Source organism: Nocardiopsis lucentensis DSM 44048 (genome assembly GCF_000341125.1).
Lineage (GTDB): Bacteria > Actinomycetota > Actinomycetes > Streptosporangiales > Streptosporangiaceae > Nocardiopsis > Nocardiopsis lucentensis.
This window is the reverse complement of record NZ_ANBC01000306.1, coordinates 15,102-32,119: the sequence shown is the minus strand read 5'-3', so window position 1 is coordinate 32,119 and position 17,018 is coordinate 15,102. Positions and strand designations below refer to the sequence as shown.

16 protein-coding genes and 1 pseudogene are annotated in these 17,018 nt (G+C 69.6%); 4 read left to right on the top strand and 13 right to left on the bottom strand.

Translation table 11 applies throughout. The features are described 5' to 3' along the window. From D471_RS33830 to ectA, 10 genes are all read right to left on the bottom strand, one after another. Positions 1–360, bottom strand: a 360-nt coding sequence (locus D471_RS33830; RefSeq protein ID WP_152486270.1) for an NUDIX domain-containing protein, incomplete at its 3' end; no start/stop codon positions are given. 5 nt (positions 361–365) lie between these two features. Continuing rightward, positions 366–2,438 carry an RNA degradosome polyphosphate kinase gene (locus D471_RS0110920; protein ID WP_017598659.1) on the bottom strand — a complete coding sequence of 691 codons (2,073 nt, stop codon included), beginning with the start codon at positions 2,436–2,438 and terminating at the stop codon, positions 366–368. 238 nt (positions 2,439–2,676) lie between these two features. Next, on the bottom strand, positions 2,677–3,612 hold the full coding sequence (locus D471_RS0110915) for a CPBP family intramembrane glutamic endopeptidase (RefSeq protein WP_017598658.1): 936 nt from the start codon (positions 3,610–3,612) through the stop codon (positions 2,677–2,679). 170 nt (positions 3,613–3,782) lie between these two features. Further along, a complete protein-coding gene (gene ehuA / locus D471_RS0110910; protein WP_017598657.1) occupies positions 3,783–4,607 on the bottom strand; it encodes an ectoine/hydroxyectoine ABC transporter ATP-binding protein EhuA in 825 nt (274 codons plus the stop codon). Further along, positions 4,594–5,232 carry an ectoine/hydroxyectoine ABC transporter permease subunit EhuD gene (ehuD, locus tag D471_RS0110905; RefSeq protein ID WP_017598656.1) on the bottom strand — a complete coding sequence of 213 codons (639 nt, stop codon included), beginning with the start codon at positions 5,230–5,232 and terminating at the stop codon, positions 4,594–4,596. The genes ehuA and ehuD overlap by 14 nt, the downstream gene beginning before the upstream one ends. Beyond that, positions 5,229–5,960 (bottom strand): ectoine/hydroxyectoine ABC transporter permease subunit EhuC, encoded by a 732-nt coding sequence (gene ehuC, locus D471_RS0110900; protein WP_017598655.1) that lies wholly within the window; start codon positions 5,958–5,960, stop codon positions 5,229–5,231. Before ehuC ends, ehuD begins: the two co-directional genes overlap by 4 nt. 7 nt (positions 5,961–5,967) lie before the next feature. Then, complete coding sequence (gene ehuB, locus D471_RS0110895; RefSeq protein WP_026127608.1) at positions 5,968–6,807, bottom strand: ectoine/hydroxyectoine ABC transporter substrate-binding protein EhuB; 840 nt, start codon at positions 6,805–6,807, stop codon at positions 5,968–5,970. 469 nt (positions 6,808–7,276) lie between these two features. After that, complete coding sequence (locus D471_RS0110890; RefSeq protein WP_017598653.1) at positions 7,277–7,693, bottom strand: ectoine synthase; 417 nt, start codon at positions 7,691–7,693, stop codon at positions 7,277–7,279. A gap of 127 nt (positions 7,694–7,820) precedes the next feature. Continuing rightward, complete coding sequence (gene ectB, locus D471_RS0110885) at positions 7,821–9,086, bottom strand: diaminobutyrate--2-oxoglutarate transaminase (RefSeq protein ID WP_017598652.1); 1,266 nt, start codon at positions 9,084–9,086, stop codon at positions 7,821–7,823. Between the two features lie 89 nt (positions 9,087–9,175). Further along, positions 9,176–9,700: a diaminobutyrate acetyltransferase gene (gene ectA / locus D471_RS0110880; protein ID WP_268645642.1), complete on the bottom strand. Its 525-nt coding sequence runs from the start codon at positions 9,698–9,700 to the stop codon at positions 9,176–9,178. 771 nt (positions 9,701–10,471) lie between these two features. Between ectA and D471_RS0110875 the strand changes: the two genes are divergently transcribed. After that, entirely contained in the window at positions 10,472–10,735 is a 264-nt protein-coding gene (locus D471_RS0110875; protein ID WP_026127606.1) for a WhiB family transcriptional regulator, read from the top strand. A 286-nt stretch (positions 10,736–11,021) separates the two neighbouring features. After that, positions 11,022–11,711 (top strand): copper resistance CopC family protein, encoded by a 690-nt coding sequence (locus tag D471_RS0110870; protein WP_017598649.1) that lies wholly within the window; start codon positions 11,022–11,024, stop codon positions 11,709–11,711. A gap of 80 nt (positions 11,712–11,791) precedes the next feature. On the opposite strand, the gene D471_RS0110865 is transcribed toward D471_RS0110870, so the two are convergent. Next, positions 11,792–12,553, bottom strand: coding sequence for a PP2C family protein-serine/threonine phosphatase (locus D471_RS0110865; RefSeq protein WP_017598648.1), 762 nt, complete (start codon positions 12,551–12,553; stop codon positions 11,792–11,794). A gap of 839 nt (positions 12,554–13,392) precedes the next feature. Between D471_RS0110865 and D471_RS0110860 the strand changes: the two genes are divergently transcribed. Then, the gene (locus D471_RS0110860; protein WP_026127605.1) at positions 13,393–14,670 is read left to right on the top strand and encodes a glycosyltransferase; all 1,278 of its coding nucleotides are present in this window, start codon (positions 13,393–13,395) and stop codon (positions 14,668–14,670) included. Positions 14,671–14,807: 137 nt separating this feature from the next. Next, positions 14,808–15,753: pseudogene (locus D471_RS33825) on the top strand (anti-sigma factor RsbA family regulatory protein). A gap of 38 nt (positions 15,754–15,791) precedes the next feature. Here D471_RS33825 and D471_RS0110850 read toward each other — a convergent pair. Both D471_RS0110850 and D471_RS0110845 read right to left on the bottom strand, forming a co-directional pair. Further along, positions 15,792–16,139 carry an STAS domain-containing protein gene (locus D471_RS0110850; RefSeq protein ID WP_017598644.1) on the bottom strand — a complete coding sequence of 116 codons (348 nt, stop codon included), beginning with the start codon at positions 16,137–16,139 and terminating at the stop codon, positions 15,792–15,794. Positions 16,140–16,236: 97 nt separating this feature from the next. After that, a complete protein-coding gene (locus tag D471_RS0110845) occupies positions 16,237–17,010 on the bottom strand; it encodes an ANTAR domain-containing protein (protein WP_017598643.1) in 774 nt (257 codons plus the stop codon). Positions 17,011–17,018: the final 8 nt, after the last annotated feature.

The following is a 17,018-nucleotide window of genomic DNA, read 5'->3' as shown; positions in this document are numbered from 1 at the left end:
GCCCCCCCACCACTCGACCTGCTTGGGCCACCCGTCCTTGAGGTAGCGCTGCGGCGGGAGCCGGCGGCCGAGCACCGGCGTGAGCCCGGTCTCCTCCCACACCTCGCGCACCGCGCCCGTGATGAGGTGCTCGCCGTTCTTCAGCTTGCCCTTGGGCAGGGTCCAGTCGTCGCGGTCGGGCCGCCTGATCAGCACCACCTCGGGCCCGCCCCCGGGACCGGTGCGCCACAGGACGGTGCCGCCCGCGCGAATGGGCTCCAGGTAACCGCCGACCGCCGTGTCGCGCGGCGGGAACGCGCTGGTGACACGGGGTTCGCCGAGGACGGCCTCGGCGCGCTTGGTCTCGTCCGTGGTATCCATGTCCATCAGTTTTCCACCACCCTGAGGTGCCGGTCCCCACGCAGGATGTCCTGGAGGTCCAGGAGTGGGTGACCGTCCTCGTCGTGGGTGGCCCGGTCCCACGTCCCGTCGGGTCGCAGACGCCAGGACGAGGTCCCGTCCGACATGGCCAGTTCCATGAGGCCGACGAGGCGGCGGCACTGCTCCGGGTCGGAGACGCGCACCAGGGCCTCCACCCGCCGGTCGAGGTTGCGGGGCATGAGGTCGGCGCTGCCGATCCACACCTGGGGGCGCCAGCCGTTGGCGAAGACGAAGACGCGGGAGTGTTCGAGGAAGCGGCCGAGGATGCTGCGGACCCGGATGTTCTCGGACAGCCCGGGGACGCCCGCGCGCAGGACACAACTCCCGCGCACCCACAGGTCGACGCTGACACCGGCCTGGGAGGCGCGGTAGAGGGCGTCGACGATCTCGCGGTCGACCAGGGAGTTGACCTTGATCCGGATGTGGGCGGGCTCGCCCCTGTGGCAGTTGTCGATCTCTCCCGCGATCTGGTCGAGAAGCCCCTCCCGCAGCGCGGCGGGAGCCACGAGCAGGCGCCGGTAGTGCTTCTTGCGCGAGAAGCCCGTGAGGCTGTTGAACAGGTCGCTGACGTCCTCGCCGACCTCAGCGGAGGCGCTGAACAGGCCCAGGTCCTCGTAGACGCGGGCGGTCGCGGGGTTGTAGTTGCCGGTTCCGACGTGGCAGTACCGGCGCAGCAGGCCGTCGTCGTCCTGGCGGATGACCATGGACAGCTTGCAGTGGGTCTTGAGCCCGACGACGCCGTAGACGACGTGGCAGCCCGCGTCCTCGAGCTTGCGGGCCCAGTGGATGTTGTTCTGCTCGTCGAAACGGGCCTTGACCTCGACCAGGACCACGACCTCCTTGCCCGCGCGGGCCGCCTCGATGAGCGCCTCGACGATCGGGGAGTCGCCGCTGGTGCGGTACAGGGTCTGCTTGATCGCCACGACCTTGGGGTCGGAGGCGGCCAGGGCCAGGAACCTCTCGGTGGTGGTGGCGAAGGACTCGTAGGGGTGGTGGACGAGGATCTCGCGGTCGCGGATCGCGGCGAACAGGTCACCGGAGTTCAGGGCGCGCGGCTCGACGGGGACCATGGGCGGGAAGCACAGCTCGGGCCGGTCGACGTCGGCGATCTGGGAGAGTCCGGCCAGGTTCAGCGGTCCGGGGACCCGGTAGATCTCCTCCTCCTCCGCACCGAGGTGCCGGGTCAGGATGCCGAGCACCTCGTCGCTGATGGACTGCTCCACCTCCAGGCGCACCAGCGGGCCGAAGCGGCGGCGCAGGAGTTCCTGTTCGAGGGACTGGACGAGGTTGTCGGTCTCGTCCTCGTCGACCTCCAGGTCGGCGTTGCGGGTGACGCGGAAGGCGTGGTGTTCGACGACCTCCATGCCCTCGAACAGCTGTGGCAGGTGGGCGGCGATGACGTCCTCGACGGGGACGAAGCGACCACCGGCGCCGGCGGTGAGTTCGATGAACCGGGGCAGGGAGCCGGGCACCTTGACGCGGGCGAACATGCCGCGCTCGTCGCGCGGGTCGCGGACGGTGACGGCGAGGTTGAGCGACCGCCCGGAGACGTAGGGGAAGGGGTGGGCGGAGTCGACCGCGAAGGGGGTGACGAGGGGGTAGATGGAGCGGCGGAAGTAGCCGTGCAGGTACTCGTGTTCGGCGTCGTCGAGCTCGTTCCAGCGAACGATGCGGATGCCGACCTCGTGCAGGGCGGGGGCGACGCTGTCCTCGTAGCAGGTGGCCTGGCGGAGCATGAGTTCGCGGGTGAACTCCGAGACGCGTTCGAGGATGGCGCGGGGGTGGTGACCGGAGGAGGTCACGGAGACCCCGGTGGCGATACGACGCTTGAGCCCGGCCACCCGGACCATGAAGAACTCGTCCAGGTTGCTGGAGAAGATGGCGAGGAACCGCGCGCGTTCGAGCAGGGGGATGTCCTCGTCCTCGGCGAGTTCGAGGACGCGTTGGTTGAACCGGAGCCAGCCCTCCTCCCGGTCCATGAACCTGTCCGGCGGCAGGTCGGCGATCGTGGGATCCACTGGTGTTGGCGCTGATTCCGTGCTCACAGGTGGCAGACTCCCCCCTGTTCATGACTGGACGGTGACTTCCCCGTGAGGGGAATATGACCGCCGTGCGACTGCTATGGAGCTTCTGTACCCATCAGGACACCTTCATCCGAACTCCGGACGCAGAGTTTGCGTGGTCTTCACACGGAGGGTCCGGCGGCGCACCCGCGGTGAACACGGTGCGTCGCGGGGTTCCTGGATTTCGTGGGGCTCAGTGTAGGAGGGCGTCGAGCCCCGGGGGCAGGATGATGACGAACAGCGCGATGCGCAGGATCACGGTGATCCAGACGTTACGGAAGCACGTCCACAGGTAGCCGTAGAGGACGCCGCTCACACCGTAGGTGAGCAGGGACAGGCCGAGGTCGGTCACCATGTCCTGGCCGCGGATCTGCGCGACCGCGTCGTGGGGCTGCGTGATCGCGTAGGCCAGGGCGAAGACGGTCGAGGTGGCCGCGATCCCGGCCCAACGGCCCAGGATGAACTCCAGCCGGGTCTGCACCATCGCCCGGAAGAAGATCTCCTCGCACAGGGAGACCAGGGCGAAGGCCAGGAAGAAGCCGGCGACGGCCAGGGACAGCGGGGGCAGGCCGAAGACGGGGACGAGGCGGTAGGCGATGAGCCCCACGGCGAGGGCCACGGAGATCAGGCCGAGCCACCGCCAGGGCTCGCGGACGGCCATCGCGAGCGCGGGCATCGCGGTGCCCTTGCCGTCGATGGTGACGCCGGAGCGGTCCATGACGAGCATGGGCAGGGTGAACAGGAACAGCAGTCGGGACACCAGGGAGACGGACATCCGCAGGTCCATGCCGAGCTCCTCCCCGTACAGGGAGGAGACCCACGAGAGCACGAACATGGCCAGGACGAACCCGCAGAGGAACACCATGAGCCAGCCGAACTCACGGTGGATCGGATGTCCGTCGAGGGCGGCGGCGACCCGCCGGTCGAGTTGGTCGCGATCCCCGAACCAGCGGACGAGCGCCCAGGTGAGGACGCCCGCGATCAGCATGGGGCCCCAGACCGCCACGTAGACGGGACGGGACTCGCTCATGACGTCGGCGAGCAGTTCGGGGCGGGCGAGCATCGCCACGACGAGCAGAGCGAAGAACACGCCCCACGAGATGAGCCCCCAACTTCGCACCTTGGTCACAAGAGTCCCCCCAGCATCAGAGCACCCATTCTGCCCAAGGGGAAACTAAAAGTGATCTAATGACTACGGTATGTCGTCAGTGTGGTCGGGGGCACACACATCGGCCCGGGGCGCGTCGCGCCCCGGGCCGGTGGACCTCCTGCCCGGTTCGACGAGAACCGGCGGGGACCTCAGAACCCGTTGTCGAGCACCGAGCGCAGGAAGGACTTGGTCCGGTCCTCACGCGGGTCCTCGAAGATCTGCTCCGGCGGCCCCTCCTCGGCGATCTGCCCCTTGTCGAACATCAGGACGCGGTGCGACACGTCGCGCGCGAACGCCATCTCGTGGGTCACGCACAGCATGGTGATGTCCGTGGTCTCGGCCACCTGGCGGAGCACGTCCAGGACCCCCGCCACCAGTTCCGGGTCGAGGGCGGAGGTGACCTCGTCCAGCAGGAGGATGTCGGGGCGCATCGCCAGCGCGCGGGCGATGGCCACGCGCTGCTGCTGGCCGCCGGACAGCTGCGTCGGGTGGGCGTCGATCTTGTCGCCGAGGCCGACCAGGTCCAGCAACTCCTCCGCCCGCTCGTTCGCCTCGCCCTTGGACAGGCCGAGGACGTGCACGGGCGCCTCGATGACGTTCTTGCGCACCGTCATGTTGGGGAACAGGTTGAACTGCTGGAACACCATGCCGATGCTCCTGCGCCTGCGCCGCAGGTAGCTCTCGCTGGCGGGGACCAGGTGGTTCCCGCGCCGCATGTGGCTGAACGGCTCCCCCGCCACGTCGATCCGGCCCTCGGTGACCTTCTCCAGGGTCATGAGGAGGCGCAGGATGGTCGTCTTGCCCGAACCGCTGGGGCCGATGAGGGTGACCCGCTCGCCGGGCTCGACCGAGAAGTCGAGGTGGTCGAGGACGGTCAGGTCCCCGAACCGCTTGACCACCTGGTCGAAGACGATCTGCGGCTGTCCAGCGCCCCCCTGGGGTGTTTCTGCGGACGGGGTCTCAGACGGCGGCATAGCGTCGCTCCAGTCGTCGGATGAGGATCGCGGAGGGGATGCTCACGAGGAGGAACAACAGCCCCGCCAGTGTGATGGTCTCGGTGTAGCGGAACTCGGCGGCGCCGATCCGCTGGGCGGTCGCGAGCAGCTCGACGACGGTGATCGCGAACAGCAGTGGGGTGTCCTTGAACATCGCGATCAGGTAGTTGCCCAACGCGGGGATGACCTTCCGGATCGCCTGCGGGAGCACGATCGCGCCCCAGGTCCTGCTCACGGGGAGGCTCAGCGCCCGGGCCGCCTCCCACTGGCCCTTGGCCACCCCCTCGATGCCCGAGCGGTACACCTCGGCGGTGTAGGCGGCGTAGTGCACGCCCAGGACCACGACACCGACGGTGAAGGCGGAGATCTCCGGGGGGACGAGGGCGAACACGAAGACCGCCTGCACCAGCAGGGGGGTGGTCCGGATGAACTCCATGACCCCGTGCACGATCGGCCCGACCACGCGGACACGGCGCACGACGGCGACGGCCAGGCCCAAGGACAGGGCGATCAGGTAACCGATCACGGTCAACTGGACGGTGACCCACAGGCCGCCGAGGAGGTCCGGCAGGATCCGCCCGGTGAACTCGAAGTCCCAGATCATCCGCTCACACCGCCCCCGGCTCCGGGAACGACCGGGTGCCGCAGGAGGGCGCCCAGACCGGTACCGCCCGGCGGCGTCCGACCCAGCTTGCGGTTGGCCCGGCGTTCGAGGAGTCGCATACCGAAGATCAGCACCTGCGCGATCAGGAAGTAGATGAGGAGGGCACCCATGTAGGCGATGACGGTCTCACCCGTGGCGTCGCGCACCTGCCGCGCGATGGCGGTCAGGTCGACGACGCCGATGAGGTAGACCACGGCGGTGGCCTTCATCAGCTCGATGACCAGGTTGCCGAACGTCGGCAGCATCTGCGCCCAGGCCTGCGGCAGGACGACCAGCCGCATGCGCTGGAACCAGGACAGGTTCAGCGCGACCGTGGCCTCCACCTGGGTCTTGGGCACAGCGTTGATCGCGGCACGTACCACCTCGGCACCGTAGGCCCCGACGTTGAGCCCCACCGCGAGGATCGCGGCGAAGGTTCTGTCCAGCCTGTAGCCGGTCAGGTCCGGCAGGACGTAGGCCATCCAGAAGATCAGCACCATGGCGGCAATGCCACGGAACACCTCGACGTAGACCGTGGCCACGGCCCTGGGCAGCCAGTGCTTGATGGTGCCCAGGATGCCGAAGGCCATGGCCAGGACGAAGGCCAGGGCACTGCCGCCGAGGGTGATCTGAACGGTGACCCACGCGCCGTCGAGATAGAGCGGGAACCGCTCGATCAGGAACTGCACAGCGGGATCAGCCCTCGCAGAGTTGTTCGGTCGTGGTGTCGTCGGGCAGGTCGGCCTCGGTGAAGCCCCACTCCTCGCCCAGTTCCAGGAGGCGTCCGCTCTCCTTGAACTCGCCGATCACGCGGTTGACCTCCGCCAGGAGTTCGGTGTCCCCCTGACGCAGGGCCAGGCCACCCCAGCCGCGCTGTTCCTTGCCGTCGATCTCGGGGAAGAAGGCCTCGGTGACCTCGAAGGGCCCGCCGCGGTCGATCAGCAGGTACTCGTGGGAGACCTTCAGCATGGAGACCGCGTCGACCCGGCCCTGCTCCAGCAGCTCGTAACCGGTGGTCTGGTCCGGGATCAGCTCCAGCTGGTCCTCGGGGATCCCGAACTCCTCCGCGTAGGTCTGCTCCACGGATCCGTTGAGGACCGCCAGGCGCAGGTCGGGGTTGTCCACGAACGAGGTGAAGTGCGAGATGTCGCCGGGGTTGCCCTCCTCGACGAGGAAGGCCTCGGGTGAGGTCGCGGTCGGCTCGCTGAAGGCGACCTGCTCGCAGCGCTCCGGGGTGATGAACATGCCCGCGGCGATGACGTCGAACTGGTTGGCGATCAGACCGGGGATCAGGCCGTCCCACGCGACCGGTTCCGGCCTGACCTCGGCCACGCCCAGCTCCTCGAAGACCGCGGCGGCCACGGCCGGGGACTGCCCGGCGGGCTCACCGGCGTCGTTCATGAAACCGAAGGGGATCTCGTTGGCCAGACCGATCGTGACGAAGCCTTGCTCACGCAACCGCTCCAGCGCCGAAGTCCCCCCTTCCTCACCTCCGCCTCCGTCCTCGACACGGCTGCAGGCGGCGAGTCCGGCCACGGCGAGTCCGACGCCACCCAGGCGGAATGCGTCCCGGCGACCCAGGGCTCCTCGGGTGACCGCTGATACCTGCTTCTTCACGACTGCTCCTCGTGTAACTGAGTGCGGCGCCGCGCCCGAGGGGACGACGGCACCGCGCGTTCGGATGGGGACGCCTGTGCGGGCTGGTGTCCGCGGCCGAGTCACTCCGCGGGGTCCGGCCGCCGACCGGGACACGGACCGACGGCGCAGGTACGGATCTCTCCCTCCCCTGGCCCGCCCAGCCGTAACGAGGCAGGTTTAGTCCGTTATGCACTGGTTATGAGCAATCAGCCGTGTGATGAACAGCCCGAAGAGGCGTGCATACTGGGTCACCTGTGACTTGTGACCCTGGGTGTGATACCCGGTCACCCTGGGAACCCGGTGCCGTACACGACTGTGGGCGGGGTCCGATCACCACGGACCCCGCCCACTCGTTCACACTCGGTCGTCAGGAGACCGGGGTGCTCTCCGACTCCGGCTCCTCGATGATGAGCGGGTACACGCCGTTCTCATCGTGCACCTCGCGCCCGGTCACCGGCGGGTTGAACACGCACAGCACACGGAAGTCCTCCTTGATGCGGAGCGTGTGCTTCTCGTGACCGTCGAGCAGGTAGAGGGTGCCGGGGGTGATGGTGTGCTTCTCCCCGGTCTCCTCGTTGGTGAGCTCGGCCTCGCCCTCGATGCAGTGCACGAGCTCGACGTGGTTGGCGTACCACATCGTGGTCTCGGTGCCCGCGTACAGGACGGTCTCGTGGAAGGAGAAGCCGACGCCCTCCTTCGCGAGGATCATCCGGCGGCTACGCCAGTTGCCGTGCTTGACGTCACGGTCGGTGTCGTTGACGTCGTCCACGCTGCGAATGATCACTGAACTCTCCTTAACGCGCTCTCGCGCCGTCGCTTTTGGTCCATTGAACACGGTCAGGGGCCGATCGGCTTCCCGAATCGGGTAGGCCGATCGGCCCCGTGACCGTTCGCCCCTCAAGGGGCGGGTACTACACCGGCTGGGCGACCTTCACGGCCGCGCGGGCCGCGTCGGCCATGATGTCGAGCCCGGCGTTGAGCTCCTCCTCCGTCGTGGTGAGCGCCGGAAGGAGCTTGGCGACCTCGTCCTCGGGTCCGGAGGTCTCCAGGAGCAGACCGCGCTCGAAGGACTCGGCGGCGACCCGCTTGGCGATCGAGGTCTCCTCGAAGCCCAGACCGCGGGCCAGGCCGCGGCCGCGCACGTGCGCGCCGACCTCGGGGAACTCGGCAGCGATCTCCGTCAGGCGGGCGGCGACCATGTCACCCTTGGCCTTGGTGGCGCGGGCGAAGGAGTCGTCGCTCCAGAAGCGGCGCAGCGCCTCGGTGCCGGTGACCATGGCCGGGTTGAAGCCGCGGAACGTGCCGTTGTGCTCGCCCGGGCTCCACACGTCCAGCTCGCGCTTGAACAGCGTGAGCGCCATCGGCAGGCCGTAGCCGCTGATGGACTTCGACAGCGTGACGATGTCCGGGGTGATCCCGGCCTCCTCGAAGCTGAAGAAGTCGCCGGTGCGGCCGCAGCCCATCTGGATGTCGTCGACGATCATGAGGATCTCGTACTCGCGGCACAGGTCGGACAGCCCGCGCAGCCACTGGGCGCTGGCCGCGTTGATGCCGCCCTCGCCCTGGACGGTCTCGACGATGACCGCGGCGGGCTTGTCGAGACCGCTGCCGCTGTCCTCGAGCAGGCTGCGCAGCCACAGGAAGTCCGGCGTCTGGCCGTCGAGGTAGTTGTCGAACGGCATGGTGGCGACGTGGTCCAGCGGGACGCCGGCGCCGCCGCGCTTCATGGAGTTGCCGGTCACCGCCAGGGCGCCCAGGGTCATGCCGTGGAAGCCGTTGGTGAAGTTGATGATGGTCTGGCGACCGGTGTACTTGCGGGCCAGCTTCAGCGCGGCCTCGACCGCGTTGTTGCCCGCGGGGCCGGGGAACTGGACCTTGTAGTCCAGGCCCCGGGGTTTGAGGATGATCTCCTCGAACGTTTTCAGGAAGTCCCGTTTCGCGGTGCTGTAGGCGTCGAGGCTGTGCACGATCCGGTCATCGGTCAGGTACTCGATGAGCGAGCTCTTCAACTCCGGGTTGTTGTGCCCGTAGTTGAGGGACCCGGCCCCGGCGAAGAAGTCCAGGTAGGGCCTGCCGCTCTCGTCGTAGACGTGGCTTCCGAGGGCCTTGTCGAAGACGACCGGCCAGTTCCGGCAGTATCCGCGGACTTCGGATTCGAGGCGCTGGAAGGTCTCCATCGTGGGTTCCTTGGTTCCTTTCCCCAGGTTCGTGGGCTCAGGGCTGTGACGACGGGGCGGGTCAGGATCGGTCGATCCGGTGCGGACGGTCAGGCACGCTCTTGGCTCGTCCCCTGCCCGAAGGGGCCGATACGCACGAGCTCCTCGGGTTCGTGGGAAGTCCCGTCCTCGTGCGGGAAGTGCTCCCCGGTGAAGAGAGGGCTCCACTCGATCTCCGCGTCACGGTCGCGGGCGAACGAGGCGAACAGCGCGCGTGAGGCGGTGTTGTCGGGCGTGACGGTCGCTTCGAGATAACGCAGTCCCATGTCGGCGAACCCGTCGCCGACGAAGTCGAGCATCCGGCGGGCCAGCCGCTGTCCTCGGAACGAGGAGTCCACGGCGACCTGCCAGAGGAAGTACGTGTCCGGGCTGTCAGGGCGCACGTATCCGGTGACGTAACTGGCGAGACGGCCCGCGTCGTCGTAGGCGATGACACTGGTCTTCGCGAAGTCACGGCACCAGAGCGTGTAGGCGTACGGAGAGTTCACGTCCATCCCCGCCTTCCCTGCCAGCCGCCACATGCGCGGCCCGTCCTCCGCGGTGGGGTGCGTCAGGTGCACGTCCCCACGGCTCACGGACCCTGTGGTGCCGGAGCCGGTGGCCCCGCCGTCAGTCCGGTCGTGTGCTTGGAGGTTCGTTCGTAGATGTGGCACGTCGATCGAACTTAGCGAACGAATGTCAATGACGTTTCAGAGAGACTCCGCGTAGATGTTTCATCAGATCAGCATCGGGTATGGCTCGTTTATTTAGCAGCATACAACCGCCCTGACCAGGGGTTTCGCGGGAGAGGCACTGAGCGCCCCTCCACCCGCGAGCCCCCTGCCCATCAGGGACTTCGACGCTTGGCCCGGGGCCGGGACCCGGTACGTGGCCGCGCGGCTCGCCCCGTGTGGCGGGCAGCACTCAGGGTCAAACATAGAGCCTGATCGAGCAATATTAACAGTGCGTTAAGTCACATCAATTCGGTGGAAACCTCGCGACATAACGCCTCTGGAGCGCGAGCCCCGGCGCAGACCCCCACTCCAGCCCCCTTCGAAAACCGGCTCTGGGCAGGGACTTCCCCTCCGGTCCGGCGCCCGACGCCCCTTCGGCCCCCGCGCCCCAAGACTCGCGCGCGGCCCTCCACGGCGCCGACACGACCTCGCCGAAACCCTTGATGTCTCGCCGACTTTCCACCAGACTCCGTGTAGTACTACATCAGGTCGTACTACACTTAGTCGCATCGCTTCGCCGCAGACCAGAGGGGTCAAGCACCCGACAGCCGTGGTGAGGACGAGGACCCGCCCGCCGTGCGACCCACGGCGCGGCCCCAGACCACGGATCGCAGCCACGGATCGGAGGCGCACGTGAACCGCCTTTACCACGAGAGCGAGGACTGGGTCGAGCAGGGGAACTGCCGTTCCCACGACCCGGAGATCTTCTTCCCGGTGAGCAGCACCGGGATCGGGCGCGCCGACACCGAGCAGGCCGTCGCCGTCTGCCGCAGCTGTACTGTTCGCCAAGAGTGCCTGCGGTGGGCTCTGCGAGCCGGAGAGGCCCACGGCGTCTGGGGCGGTACGACCCCGGAGCAGCGCCGCTACATGCGGCGCGAGTTGGTACCGGCCTCCTGAGGCGATGGCGGGGCCGTCGGGTGCGAGGGGGACCGCACCCGACGGCCCCTTTTCCGTGTGCGTGCGCCCCTCGGGCCCGCGAGAGCCGTCCCCGGCGCGGTTGCCGCAAGGACGAAGAGGGAACTCGACCGAAGATGCGGTCGACTACGTAGGGAGAGCGCCGCAGGAGCCGGGCCGAGGGTCGCGCGGCGGAACGGCCGTCCGCCGACCATGCCCTAGTTTCGAACACGTGCGACCCGGCCTTCTCCGCCGGTGCGCGTACCGACCCCGAGCACTGGGAGAAGACATGGCGTCCACCGAGACCACGAACACCCCCGGCCACGCGACGACCCGCCGCCTCCCGCGTGTGATCGCCGCGGCCGCGGCTCCGCTGGCCGCCGCCGCGCTGGTGCTGGCCCCCGCGCCCGCCCTCGCCCACGACGTCCTCACCGGCTCCTCACCCGAGGACGGCGCCACCCTGGACGCCGCACCCGAGGAGATCGTGCTGACCTTCAACAACACGCCGATGGCGTCGGACAGCGCGAGCGACATCATCGTCACCGGCCCCGACGGCGAGCAGTACCAGGACGGCGAGGCCCTGGGGTTCGAGGACCTGGACGTGACCACGGGCCTGCTCCCCCTGGACCAGGCGGGCGAGTACACGATCGGCTTCCGGGTCGTCTCCTCCGACGGCCACCCCATCCAGGACACGCTCACGTTCACCCTGACGGAGGCGGCCGCGGCCGCGGCCGCTCCCGAGGCCGGGTCGGAGGGCGGCGAGACCGAGGAGGGCCCCGGAACCGGCGACGAGACGGCCGCCCCCGCGGAGGAGACCCCGGTCGCGGCCGATGAGGCGGCGGCCGAGGCCGACTCCGGTGCGTCGCCGGGGACCATGATCGTGATCGTGGGCGCCGTCGCCGCGGCGGTCATCGGCATCGGCGCGGTCGTACTCCTGGCGGTGCTGCTGCGTTCCCGTTCCCGGGGCGACCAGAACTAGGAGCGGGCCGAGGCGAGGCGGCGGCCCACAAAGCAGATGGGGCCCGGACACGATGTCCGGGCCCCACCGTCGTTCTCGGGCTACACGCGGCGCGCGAGCAGGATGCTGATGTTGTCCTTGCCGCCCGCTTCCATCGCCGCCTGCCAGAGTGCGTGCACGGCGGCCTCGTCGCTCCCGGCCTCGGCGATCATCCGTTCCATCTCCTCCGGCAGGACGAGGTCGGACAGGCCGTCGCTGCACATGAGCCAGGCGCTGGGGTCGGCTCCCTCGTCCCGGCCCACGTGCGGGACCATCGCGCCGCCCGCGCTGCCGCCGAGGGACTGGGTGATGAAGTTGGTGGTGACCGGACGGCCGTCCTCGGAGGGCGGGAGGGCGGGGGAGTCGTCCTCGGAGAGTTGGCGCAGGTAGCGCCCCTCCAGGCGGTAGGTCCGCGAGTCACCGACGTTGAACCAGAAGTTGCCGTCGTTGTTGAGCAGGACACCGGCGACCGTGGTCCCCATACCGGAGAATTCGGTGTGCTGGGTCGCGTGGTCCTTGATCTCCTCGTCGATGTTGGTCAGCAACTGGGCGATCTCGTCCGGGCCCTTGAGCCGGGGGCCCACCTCGGCCATGCGGTGCACGGCGTGTTCGGAGGCGATCTCACCCGCGGCCTGACCGCCGATCCCGTCGGCGACGGCGAGGATGACGGGCTCGCTCACCGGCAGAACGCAACGGACCGGCGAGGTCATGTTGGCGCTGGCGACGGTGAGCGCACCCATGACGACGGAATCCTCGTTGGCGGGACGGACAGCGCCCCGGTGCGTGAGGGCCGTGACAATGACTTCCCCACCAGCGACACCCATACGCCCTTCCTCCCGTTTCATCGGCCGTGGCCGGTTGCCCGGCGCGCACCGCCGGACGTTGCTCGAGTCCCGTTCAACGTGTGGATTCTGTAACCGTACCGAGGTACCGGTGGAGTCGGTCAAAATCCGCGTACATCATGGCGGAAAACACCCGGATACGCAGTTCCCACGCGGGTTGCCATCGCCGAAAGTGCTGTGATCGGTGAGCCGGTGGTGAACGAGGTCCAGTCCTGTTGTTCCTGTCCGACAGTAGCGGCGGTGCCCTGACGGCGACAGTGGGGATCGGACGAGATCGAGAAGCCGCAGTACAAAGGGACTCCTCCGGGGTTACGGGCAGCCCCGAAGCCCCCCTTTGGCACGGTCAGCGATCCCCTGTCACGTTGTGACTCACCTGACCGTCTGGCAGAATGGGTGCCGTTGGGTGTCTAAGACGCAGACACACACGACCTCGCCCGCGCGTTGACCCGATCCGGGTTCGCACGGTGGCTCGCTCTCCCTATCGGTCGTTTGGTGTGGTTTCTGTGCGTCTGCCCTCCCCCCTCCTTTCCTCTTCACCACCTGGCTTCCGCGTGCCCTCGATGCGCACGGTCCTCAGCGCTGCCCGCAGACCTCCGCCCGTGCCGCGAACGCGCCCCGTCGCCCCCTGACGCGCCCTGGGCCCCGTGCCACGCGCGCCGATCACCGGACGGGCCGGGAGAACGGCCCGTCGACCACGTTTCCCTCCCGGGGGGCTCCGACCCCGCTCCGGAGTCGCCTCGGGACCGCCCTCAACGGACGGCCTCCGGCCGCAGCACCCGCCGATGACGGACCCGTCCCTCGTGTCCAAGGAGTCCAACTCAGTGAAGATCGCCATGGTCGCCGAACACGCCAACCCCCTCCCCGCCCACCGGGGGGAACCGGCCTGCCCAGCGAGTCTGCACGCCTGCGCCGTGTCCCGGCAGCTCGCCAAGCGCGGCCACAAGGTCACGGTGTACTCGCGCCGGAGCGACCCCGACCAGCCCGACGGCCGCACCCGCATGTCACGCGGAGTCTCCGTCGTCTACCTCGACGCGGGTCCGGCCCGTCCCCTCGGCGATGACGAGGAGACGGAGCACACCGGCGCCTTCGGGACCGCGCTCGCCGCCGCCCTCGACGAGGACACCCCAGACGTCCTCCACTCCGTCGGATGGACCAGCGGTTTGGCCGCCCTGCACGCCCAGGCGCACTGCGACCGGGATCAGAGCGGCACCCCGATCGTCCAGACCTTCCACACGCTCAACGCCAGCGAGCAGCGCTCCGGCCTCGCCCACCAGCCCGAACGCGCACGCATGGAGACGATCCTGGCATCGCGCGCCGACCACGTCCTGGTCAACTCGACCGACCAGCAGGGTGAACTGGCCCGGCTCGGCGTGCCCCGCCACCACGTCAGCGTCGTCCCCTTCGGCGTGGACACCGACCACTTCAGTGTGGAGGGCAGCGCGTCCTCCGAGCCCTGGCAGACCCGCCGCGAGGAGCGGCCCCGCCTGGTCTCGGTCACGTCCCTGTCCGGCCCCGGCGGCGCCGACCGGCTCGTCGAAGCCATGACCCGGCTTCCCGAGGCCGAGCTCCTGATCGTGTCCACCACCGAGGACCGCGACGTGGCCCTGGATGAGAACGCCCGTGCCCTGGAACTGCTGGCCAAGGAGGCGGGCGTGGACGACCGCGTCCACCTGACCGGCCCCGTGGAGCGCAAGGAGCTGCCCCGGCTGCTGCGCTCGGCGGACGTGTACGTGTCCGCGGCCGCCTACGACCCCTACGGCGGGGCCGTCGTGGAGGCCATGGCGTGCGGCCTGCCGGTGGTCGCCACGGCCACGGGTGCGGTCCCCGGCGCGGTACTGCACCGCACCAGCGGTGTCCTCATGCGCTTCGGCCGCCCCGACGAGGTGGCCCGCGCCGTGCGCGCCGTCCTCAACACACCGACGATGAGCTCGGCGTACGGTATCGCCGCCGCCGACCGCGCCCGTTCCCGGTTCACGTGGCAGCGCATCGCGGTGGAGACCGAGATCGCCTACCAGCGCTCCCTGCCCCAGACCCCGGAGAACGAGGAGCCCGACGAGGACGAGGTCGACGGCGTTCTGCTGTCGACGGCCGCCCACTGAGCCGTGTCCCCGCTCCCTCCGCACACGCCTCCTCGGTCTCCCGGAACCCGCTCCGGGGGACCGGGCGCGGAGTGGGTACACCTCAGACGACGGCGTACGTACCCGGGCGCCGCTCCCCCGAACGCGAACCCTCACCGATGATCTTCGAACACCAGGGCCTGCTCTTCCACCGCGAGCAGAGGTTCCACGAGGTGGCCCAGCAGCGGTTGCGCTCCGCCGTACGCGAGGACGCCCACGCCGTGCTCGCCGTCAGCGCCTGCCGCGTGGCAGCCCTGACCGAGGGCCTCAGCGCCCCGGAGCGAGCCCGGGTACACGTCACCGACCGCGCCGAGCTCTACGCCGCGCCGGGGCGGACGCTGGCCTTCCTGCACCGGCTGGCGCTCGTGCACGGCTCCTCCCCCGTGGCCGTGATCGCCGAGCCCCCTCTGTCCGACGGGTCGGCGATGGAGCTGCGGGAGTGGCTCCGGCTGGAGTCCGTGCTGTCCACCGCGCTGGCCCCGACACCGCTGCGGTTGCTGTGCGCGCACGACGCGCGCGGCCTCGCCCCGCATGTGCGGTCGGCGGTGCGCGCCACCCACCCGGTGCTGGTGGGTCCCGACGGCCCCCGCCCCAACGGCGGGNCTGGGGACGGCGGCGTTCGGGGTCCGGCCGACGGCGCCGGAACCGCTGCCGACTGCGGGGCCCGTCCACCAGTTGGAGATCGGGCAGTCCCTGCCGCGGCTGCGCCGGGAACTCACCGGACTCGGGCGCGCGGCGGGCTGGCCGGATGTGAGGGTGGACGATCTGGTCGTGGCGGTGAACGAGTTGGCCGCCAACGTGCTGGAGCACGGCGCGGGCAAGGGCACGGTGACCGTGTGGCGCGCGCCGGGGCGATGGGTGTGCGACGTCTTCGACGAGGACGGCGGCCTCGTCGACCCGCTGACCGGCTACCGGCCGGCCGACGGAACGCGCCCGCGCGGGTACGGGCTGTGGATCACCCGGCAGACCTGCGACTTCCTGGAGATCTGCGGCAGCGCCGCGGGGTCGCTGGTCCGGCTGCACTTCCTCGACCGGGTCGGGGGCCGCGCCGTAGGCGTCGTTTGAGGGTGATGGGCGAGGCGAGGGGCCGAAGAGGGCGCGGCCTATGGCCGGAGGGAGTCCACGGCGGCGCCGGTGCTCGTCATGATGGGGATGACCTGGTCGATCCCGGCGATCACGAACAGGCGGTGGACCTGCTGCTGGGGTTCGGCGACCACGAGACCCACACCCCTGTCACGAGCGTGCCGGTAGGCGGCGACGAGCACGCCGATGCAGCGGGAGTCGCAGAAGGCGACCTTGGCGAGGTCGACCACCATCCCACCGGTCCGTTCCTCGGACAGGAGCCCCTCGAGGACCTCCGCCAGGGCCGGAGAGGTCACCGCGTCCATCTCCCCCACCGGGGTGACCACGACGACGCCATCCTCGCGACGGGTCGAGATGTCTGACGTCACTCTCGGCTCTCCTTGTCGTTCCGGGACGGCCCCGGAAGCCCATCATCCCCGGCTTCGGTCACGCTCCGGACTCATCGGTGTGAGGTTGGTGCCGTGTTCACCCGCTGTCCGGTCGCGGGCGACGGACCCGTGCCGGGCTGCCCGTGTTCTCGCGGACGAGGTCGCGGGCCACGTCCACGACCTTCATCCGGTTGCGCTGGGCGACCTCGCGCAGCGCCGCGAAGGCGGCGTCCGCGTCGCAGGCGCGCGCGTGCATGATGATGCCCTTGGCCTGGTCGATCACGGTCCGCGCGGACATCGCCCGGCGCATGTGCGCGGTCTCGCGGGCCACGTCGGCCTGGCGGCCCACACTGAGCAGGGCGACCGCCGCGTGTTCGGCGAGCAGGGCGGTGAGGGGGACGACCACGTCCTCGTCGAAGGCGTCGGCCCGGCCGGAGTGCACGCCGAAGGTCACGACGCGGTCGTCGTCGCCCTCGTCTCCCGGGATGAGGCTGGGCTGTGTGACGGATGAGCGGTCGCCGCACTGCACGGCCATGCTGGTGTAGCCGGGCCAGCGGTGTTCGCGCAGGACGTCGCCGACCCGCACCTGGCGCATCTCACGCACCGCCTCGACCGTGGGTCCCTGGTCGCTGGTGTACTGGTACTCGAAGGCCTCGGACAGGTCGGCGTGTGAGGCACCGTAGTCGGTGACGACGTGCCGGGCCGAGCCGTCGGGCCCCGCGACCTCCCGCCAGACGACCACCAGGGCGGCGGAGCAACCGGGCACCCCCAGCGCGGCGGCCCTGCTCATCTGGTCCAGGGCGCGTTCGAGGGTGGTGTTCTCGGCCTGGCCCAGCGCCCCGATGTCACGAGCCAGGCGTTCGATCCACACCGTCCCAC

Bases quoted from the DNA above. Each gene is read 5' to 3' on its own strand.
- ehuA (WP_017598657.1), bottom strand. From the start codon at position 4,607: ATGCCGCCGTCTGAGACCCCGTCCGCAGAAACACCCCAGGGGGGCGCT.
- ehuD (WP_017598656.1), bottom strand. From the start codon at position 5,232: ATGATCTGGGACTTCGAGTTCACCGGGCGGATCCTGCCGGACCTCCTC.
- ectB (WP_017598652.1), bottom strand. From the start codon at position 9,086: ATGGAGACCTTCCAGCGCCTCGAATCCGAAGTCCGCGGATACTGCCGG.
- D471_RS0110870 (WP_017598649.1), top strand. From the start codon at position 11,022: ATGGCGTCCACCGAGACCACGAACACCCCCGGCCACGCGACGACCCGC.
- D471_RS0110865 (WP_017598648.1), bottom strand. From the start codon at position 12,553: ATGGGTGTCGCTGGTGGGGAAGTCATTGTCACGGCCCTCACGCACCGG.